The sequence below is a fragment of the Citricoccus parietis genome, from assembly GCF_042433045.1.
Lineage (GTDB): Bacteria > Actinomycetota > Actinomycetes > Actinomycetales > Micrococcaceae > Citricoccus > Citricoccus parietis.
Genome location: NZ_JBHLWH010000018.1, coordinates 1 through 7,469, shown reverse-complemented (window position 1 = coordinate 7,469; position 7,469 = coordinate 1). Strand labels below are relative to the sequence as shown.

At 68.3% G+C, this 7,469-nt stretch carries 6 protein-coding genes; 3 read left to right on the top strand and 3 right to left on the bottom strand.

Going from position 1 to position 7,469, the window contains the following annotated elements; all coding sequences use genetic code 11:
- Positions 1–154: 154 nt before the first annotated feature.
- Positions 155–1,855, bottom strand: coding sequence for an MDR family MFS transporter (locus tag ACFFIO_RS06365; protein WP_378040754.1), 1,701 nt, complete (start codon positions 1,853–1,855; stop codon positions 155–157).
- 116 nt (positions 1,856–1,971) lie between these two features.
- Here ACFFIO_RS06365 and ACFFIO_RS06360 point away from each other — a divergent pair, with 116 nt between their 5' ends.
- Positions 1,972–2,622: a TetR/AcrR family transcriptional regulator gene (locus ACFFIO_RS06360; RefSeq protein ID WP_378040753.1), complete on the top strand. Its 651-nt coding sequence runs from the start codon at positions 1,972–1,974 to the stop codon at positions 2,620–2,622.
- Between the two features lie 25 nt (positions 2,623–2,647).
- On the opposite strand, the gene ACFFIO_RS06355 is transcribed toward ACFFIO_RS06360, so the two are convergent.
- The gene (locus ACFFIO_RS06355; RefSeq protein WP_378040752.1) at positions 2,648–3,112 is read right to left on the bottom strand and encodes a MarR family winged helix-turn-helix transcriptional regulator; all 465 of its coding nucleotides are present in this window, start codon (positions 3,110–3,112) and stop codon (positions 2,648–2,650) included.
- A gap of 132 nt (positions 3,113–3,244) precedes the next feature.
- Here ACFFIO_RS06355 and ACFFIO_RS06350 point away from each other — a divergent pair, with 132 nt between their 5' ends.
- Together ACFFIO_RS06350 and ACFFIO_RS06345 are read left to right on the top strand one after the other, a co-directional pair.
- Positions 3,245–6,457, top strand: a complete 3,213-nt coding sequence (locus ACFFIO_RS06350; RefSeq protein ID WP_378040751.1) for an efflux RND transporter permease subunit — start codon at positions 3,245–3,247, stop codon at positions 6,455–6,457.
- Positions 6,458–6,776: 319 nt separating this feature from the next.
- Entirely contained in the window at positions 6,777–7,187 is a 411-nt protein-coding gene (locus ACFFIO_RS06345; RefSeq protein WP_378040750.1) for a V-type ATP synthase subunit E family protein, read from the top strand.
- A gap of 72 nt (positions 7,188–7,259) precedes the next feature.
- Here ACFFIO_RS06345 and ACFFIO_RS06340 read toward each other — a convergent pair.
- A partial coding sequence (locus ACFFIO_RS06340; protein ID WP_378040749.1) for a hypothetical protein occupies positions 7,260–7,469 on the bottom strand: 210 nt, incomplete at its 5' end.

Below are 7,469 nucleotides of genomic sequence, written 5' to 3'. Positions count from 1 at the left end.
TGACCGCGATATCGTCGGTGCGGTCCAGAAGCACCCGCACCACCGCCGGACGGCTCGGCGTGACGGCGCTGGCGGGAGGATTCTCGAAGCCGGTTCTCAGGTGCTGCCGCCGAGTCGGCTGAAGGCCCAGCGCAGCACATCCCCGCGGAGGTGGCTACCGCTTCGCCGGTGCCCGCCCCTCGGGCCCTGCAGCCGAGCCGCGGTCTGCGTCGGCTGCGTCGGTCGTGTTGACCGCTCCTGCGACCGTGGCGGGCTCGGCCCCCGCGTCCTCGGCGCTCTCGGGGGAATCCTCTGATTCCGGGGACTCCGGCTCCTCGAGGGTCTCCCGCAGCGGGACCGACTTGATCAGCAGCGCGGCGATGATGGCCACCACCACCAGCGGGATGGCGGCGATGAAGACGCCATGCAGCGCATCGGCCAGGCCGGCGCGGACCGCCTCGGCGATGCCCGCCGGCAGCTGGGACAGCAGGGCCGGATCGAGCACGGAGTTCACGCTGATGCCCCCGGCCGGCATGGCTTCGGCGGTGCCTGCGGGCAGGTGCTCCGGGATGGCGGTGGCCAGGCGGGAGGCCATGATGGTGCCGAGCACGGCGATGCCCACCGTGCCGCCGGCACTGCGGAAGAACTGGGTGGCGGCGGTGGCCACGCCCAGATCGCGGCGGTCCACGGCGTTCTGCACGATCAGCGTGAAGGTCTGCATGGCTCCGCCCAGGCCCATGCCCACCACAACCATGGCCAGGGTCAGCTGGAGTTCGCTGGAGCCGTAGTGCAACTGGGTCAGCAGCCAGAAGCCCACCAGCATGACGACGGTGCCGCCGACCACGAACATCTTGTACTTGCCGGTCTTCGTGATGAGCAGGCCCACCAGGATGCCCACCACGATCATGGCGGCGCTCATGGGGATCATGATGGCCCCGGACGTGGTGGCGTTGACGCCCAGGACGCCCTGCGCATAGACGGGGACGTAGAAGATGGCACCGAACATGCCCATGGCCACGGCCAGGCTGGCGATGTTGGAGAAGGTGAAGATCGAGTTGCGGAACAGCCGCAGCGGCAGCACCGGCTCCTCCGCCTTGAGCTCGATCGGGATGAACAGGCCCAGGAACACGGCGCCGGCAATGTAGAGGCCGATCACCTCGGCGGAGTTCCATGGAAAGGTGGCGCCGCCCCAGGAGGTGGCGAGCAGGATGGTCACCAGGGCACCGGTCAGGGTGATGATGCCCGCGTAGTCGATCTTGGCCTTGCGCTGGACGTGCGGCAGGTGCAGGTACTTGGCGATGAACACCAGGGCGACGATGCCGAAGGGCAGCCCCGCGAAGAAGAGCCAGCGCCAGCCCAGGTGGTCCGTGATCCAGCCGCCCAGCAACGGCCCGGCGATGGAGGTCAGGCCGAAGATGGCACCCATGAACCCCTGGTACTTGCCGCGCTGCCGGGGCGGGATGATGTCCCCGATGATCGTCTGGGACAAGGTCATCAGCGCGCCCATCCCCAGGCCTTGCACGGCGCGGGCGATGACGAGCCACCAGAAGTCCTGTGCGAACCCGGACAGGATGGAGCCGGCCATGAAGATGACCAGGCCGGCGATGTAGAAGGAGCGCCGACCGTAGAGATCGGAGAGCTTGCCGACGATCGGGACGACGACGGCGGAGACGAGCATGGCGGAGGTGGCCAGCCAGCTGTAGTGCTCGATCCCGCCGAGCTCGGCGACGATCACGGGCATGGCGGGCGAGACGATGGTCTGGCTCACAGCGGCCACGAGCATGCCCAGCATCAGGCCGATGAAGACCATGCGGGATTCGGGACTCAGCCCGGGGGATTTCGACGGGGGCACGGCGGCGACCACGGAAGAGGTCATGGGAGGGGACTCCTCGGTCAGGGACGGGATAGCCTACGATCGTAGACGCAAACTTTCAGTTCATGCAAGTTTGCGCCTTGTGCATATTCTCGGCGGAGTCGGTATCGTGGGATTCCATGGTCACCACTTCCCTGCCGTCCGATGCCTCCCACGACGCCGGCCCCGACGGCCTGGGCGGCGGCCTGCGGGAGCGCAAGAAGCGCGCCACCCGCATGGCCCTGCGCTGGGCGGCGGTGCGCCTGGCCTCCGAACGGGGGCTGGACAACGTCACGACCGAGGAGATCGCCGCGGAGGCCAACGTCTCCCAGCGCACCCTCTTCAACTACTTCGGCTCCAAGGAAGAGGTGATCGTCGGCGACGATCCCGAGCTGGGGCACCACGCGGCCTCCGCACTGAGGACGCGCCCAGAGTCAGAGCCGCCCCTGCAGGCGCTGAAGGCGGTCTTTGTGGAACTCTCGGAGACCATGACCGTGGACCGTGACCTGTGGCGGGCACGCATGAGGATCATCCACGAGAACCCCAGCCTCTACCCCGGACTCTTGGGCTCCTCGGCCGGGTTCGTCCGCGAGCTCGCCGGTGCGGTCGCCGAGCGGACGGGGCTGGACCCGGAGCGGGATGCCTACCCGTCCCTGGTGGTCAGCGTGGTCATGTCCGCCGTGCGCACCACCGTGCAGCACCACCTGTCGAACGGGATCGAGAGGCCGGTCCCGGAACTGGTCGCCGAGGCCTTGGACCAGGTCATGGCTGGCTTGCCTCAACCCCGGTGACCACTGGCCCACCCACGCCGTCAGCTCAGCCGGGCAGGTCCTCCTGCATGACTGCGACCAGCGCCCGGATGCCCTGGGTGAGGGCCTCCAGGTCCGCCAGTGCCAGGCGGTCCAGGGGGAAGTGGGTCAGTTCGGGCCGGGCTGCCAGCAGGCGCTGGATGGTGTCCCGGCCGGCGTCGGTGACCGTCACCCGGCGCACCCGCTGATCGCTGGGGTCCAGGGTTCGCGCGATCATGTCCTGCGTCTCCAGCCGGTCGACGATCCCGGACATGGTGGCCAACGAGACTCTCATGGCGGAGGACAGCCCCCGGATGGTGCTGCCCGCGGGCTCGGCGACGAGGAGGGTGAGGACCTTGAGCTGCTGCATCGTCAGCCGCAGGGACATCATGGGCTCGAGCACGGCCGGGACGTAGGACCGCTCCAGCTCGTTCTGCAGGCTCAGCAGCTCGCCGCGCAGGTGCTCGCGCTGTTCGTTCTCGTCGGGGTCCACAGCCCCGAGCTTAGCCCGCACACGTTGTCAGGGAGAGGCCACCATCCGGAATCGCTGAATTGCATAGCCTTGCACTAAGCTTTGCCTGACTCTACGTTTCGATCGCGCCGCGTCCGGCGCAGTCCGACCCGCTTGCCAACCCCATCGGTGGTGCCCGTGTTCCGTCTTGCCCGCTTCAGTCTGGCCAATCGCCTGCTGATCGCCCTCCTGACCCTGTTCATCGCAGCCTTCGGCCTGTATTCGATGACCCAGCTCAAGCAGGAACTGATCCCCGCGATCGAGTTGCCGCAGACCACCGTGGTCACCGCCGTGCCCGGCGCCAGCCCCGAGGTGCTGGACGAGCAGGTCAGCGAGCCGATCTCCCGCGCCGTGGGCGATCTGGACGGGGTGGAGCAGGTGGTGGCCACCTCCTCGGCGAACATGTCCATGGTCTCGATCGCCTATGAGTACGGCACGGATGCCGATGAGTTCAACGCCTCCGTCGAGGCGGCCATCGACACGGTGGCCCTGCCCAACGACGCCGAGGCGAACCTCATGTCCGGCGGCACGGACCAGATGCCGGTCATCTTCATGACTGCCTCCTCCTCCGAAATGGACGAGGCCGAGATCTCGGCCGCCTTGCAGGACACCGTCAAGCCGAGACTCGAGGCCATTGAGGGCGTCCGCTCCGCAGCCGTCTCCGGCGGCGCCGTGCAGCGGGTGGAGATCACCCCGAACCAGGCCGCGATGGCCCAGCACGGATTGACCCAGCAGGCCATCACCCAGGCCCTGCAGGACAACGGCACCACCCTGCCGCTGGGCACCGTCAACCAGGACGGCGCCTCGCTGCCGGTCGACGGCGGCACGGCCCTGGGCTCGCTGGAGGACCTGGAGACCCTGCCGCTGGCCAGCCAGACCGAGCCGGGCACCGTGGTGCACATCGGCGACGTGGCCGAGCTGGAGCTCGCCACCCAGGAGCCCGCCTCCATCACCCGGATGAACGGCGACCCGGCACTGTCGGTCTCCATCACCGCGAGTCAGGGAGCCGACGTCGTGGGCGTGTCCCATGCCGTGGAGGACGCCCTGGCCGAGCTGGCCGCGGAGGTGCCCGGGCTGGAGCTGACCGTGGTCTTCGACCAGGCACCGTTCATCGAGCAGTCCATCGAGGGGCTGGCGGTCGAGGGCCTGCTCGGCCTGCTGTTCGCCGTCTTCGTGATCCTGGTCTTCCTGCTCTCCGTGCGCTCCACGCTCGTGACGGCCCTCTCGATCCCGCTCTCCGTGCTCGTCACCTTCATCGGCCTGAACCTCGGCGGGCACTCGCTGAACATGCTGACCCTCGGCGCCATGACGATCGCGATCGGCCGCGTGGTGGACGACTCGATCGTGGTGATCGAGAACATCAAGCGGCACCTGTCCTACGGCGAGCCGAAGGTCCACGCGATCCTCACCGCGGTGCGCGAGGTGGCCGGCGCCATCACCGCCTCCACCCTGACCACCGTTGCGGTCTTCCTGCCGATCGCGCTGGTCGGGGGCATGGTCGGCGAACTGTTCGCACCCTTCGCCCTGACCGTGGCGATCGCCATGCTCTCCTCGCTGCTGGTCGCGCTGACGATCGTGCCGGTGCTGTCCTACTGGTTCCTCCGGGCACCGAAGGACGTCATGGACCCGGAGGCGGTCCGTGCCGAGGCCGAGGAGAAGGAACACCGCAGCTGGTTGCAGCGCGGCTACAAGCCCGTGCTGCGCGGCACGCAGAAGCATCCCGTCATCACCGTGGCGGCCTCGGCGCTGCTACTCGTGCTGACCGTGTCCCTCATCCCGCTGCTGAAGGTCGATTTCCTCGGCAACACCGGTCAGAACATGGTCATGGCCACCCAGACCTTCGATTCAGGCACGGACCTTCAGACGGTGTCCGAGGGCGCCGAAGCGGTCGAGGATGCCCTGGCCGATGTCGAGGGTGTTCAGGACATCATGCTCATGGCCGGCTCCTCCGGCGGCGGCGCGGGAGACTTCTCGGCCCTGCTCGGCGGGGGCGGCGGTTCGGCCACCTTCATCGTCAACACCGATCCCGACGCCGACCAGTCGGCCCTGCAGGAAGAGATCCGGTCCCGTCTGGCGAGCCTGGACGGACCCGGCGAGGTCAGCCTGATGGACCCCGCCTCCATGGGCGGGTTCGGCGGCTCCGTGGACGTGGAGGTCCGCTCCCAGGACGAGGCTGCTCTGGCCGAGGCTGCACAGGCCGTCCAGACCGCCCTCGAGGGGACCCCGCACACGGCTGAGCTCAGCAGTGACCTGGCCGCGGAGCAGCCGACCGTCCAGGTGGCCGTGGACCGCACCGCTGCCCTGGAGCAGGGGCTGACCGAGATGCAGGTCCTCGGCATGGTGGCCGGGACGCTGTCCCCGCAGAGCATCGGCTCGGTGACCCTGGACGGTGACGACTTCGACATCTACATCGAGGGCACCGACGCACCGGAGACCATCGCGGAGCTGGAGGACATGGCCGTTCCAACTGCGGCCGGCATGACCACGCTGTCCGAGCTGGCCAGCGTGGAGGAGGTGACCGTTCCCGAATCGGTCACCCGTCAGGACGGCGAGCTGGTGGCCACCGTCTCCGTCACGCCCACCGAGGGAGAGCTCGGGGCCGTGACCACGGAGGTCCAGGAGCGCGTGGACGCGCTCGACCTGCCGGAGGGCACCCAGGCGAGCATGGGCGGGATTGCCCAGACGCAGCAGGAGTCCTTCGAGCAGCTGGGCCTGGCCATGGTGGTGGCCGTGGTCATCGTGTTCATGCTGTTGGTGATCACCTTCCGGTCCTTGATGCAGCCGCTGATCCTGCTGGTCTCCATCCCGTTCGCCGCCACCGGGGCCATCGGCCTGCTGCTGGCCACCGGCAAGCCCCTGGGCATCTCCGCCCTGATCGGCATGCTGATGCTCATCGGCATCGTGGTCACGAACGCCATTGTGCTGATCGACCTGATCAACCAGTACCGGGTTCAGGGCCAGAGCCTGCAGGACGCCATCTTCAACGGGGCACGCCAGCGGTTGCGCCCCATCCTGATGACGGCGCTGGCCACGATCTTCGCCCTGATCCCGATGGCCATCGGCATCACCGGTTCGAGCGGATTCATCAGCCAGGATCTGGCCATCGTGGTGATCGGCGGTCTCATTTCCTCGACGCTGCTCACCCTGATCCTGGTGCCGGTGCTCTACCAGCTCTTCGAACAGGGCAAGGAGCGCCGCCGCGCCGCCCGCGGCGAGGTCGCCGTGGGGGATGCCGTGGACCACGAGCTGGCCACGGCGGCGCCAGGGGCCCCCGGCGTGCCGGACGCCGAACCCACGGGCCGGCACCGGGAGGCCGACGCGCTGTAGTGGATCCAGCAGTGGCTCCCGCATCGCGGGGCCAGTAGCAGAGGGCGGGCCGGGGCAACCCGGCCTGCCATCTGCTTTCCGGGAATTCCCGTTGAGGATCACATCAATGTAATTTCCGAAAGCGAATTATCGCGTCCGCCCCGCCGATAGCCTCTTCTCGTCATCGACCGCAGACCCCGGTCGCAGTCCCAGCATGGGTGCAAAGGCGCACCGGCCGCCTCTGGTGCCGGCTGCGCCGCCTGCCCGAAAGCGGGACGCCTTTCGCCTGGCCTGGTGGCTCACCAACGGCCTTCTGTACGGCGCGCGGAACAACCACCGCTTGCGGGCAAGGGTGCTCTCGGGGGCGGGGTTCGGTCTGGTCCTGGCCTGCTGGCCGGTCCTCTGCGCCCCGGCCCTGGCCTGCCTGGTCCAGCTGACCCGCAGGAACGCCCGCTACTACATGACACCGCAGCGCGACGCCGTGCTGGGGATCGCGGCGACACCCCAGGGTTGGCGCGTGGAGGACCACGCCTCCAGCAAGCCAGGCGGACGGCGCGGAGCTCCGCTTCGAACCTTGGTCTTGGCCGACCTGATCGAGGCGGCGGACTCGCAGGGCATCGCCATCTACGCAACGGCGGCCGACGACAGCCTGGCCGAGGCCTACCGAACAGAACTGCCCGACATGGTCATCGCAGGCAAGGGCTGGCCGAGGGGCACGAAGCTGTACCGCGCCCCGTCGTCCACAGGCTGACCTGAACGCCCATGACAGCATTCGGAGCCCCATCAACACCCGCGATGAGGAACTGGCGGAGTGGGCTCAGGATTAACCGGAGTTGCGCTTGTCCTTGCCGAGCTCTCTCCACTTCCACGGCCATGTTTTCCACCAGCGAGGTTGAGCAGGCGTCTCCGGACCCAGCCGAAAGTAAGGATGAGCCGACAACAGCGACGAATCGCTCACGTGCCCGGAGTAGTGCCCCATAAAGTGGTGTAACGCACGGTGGTCCGGCACGTCGATCCAGACGTAGACGCGGCC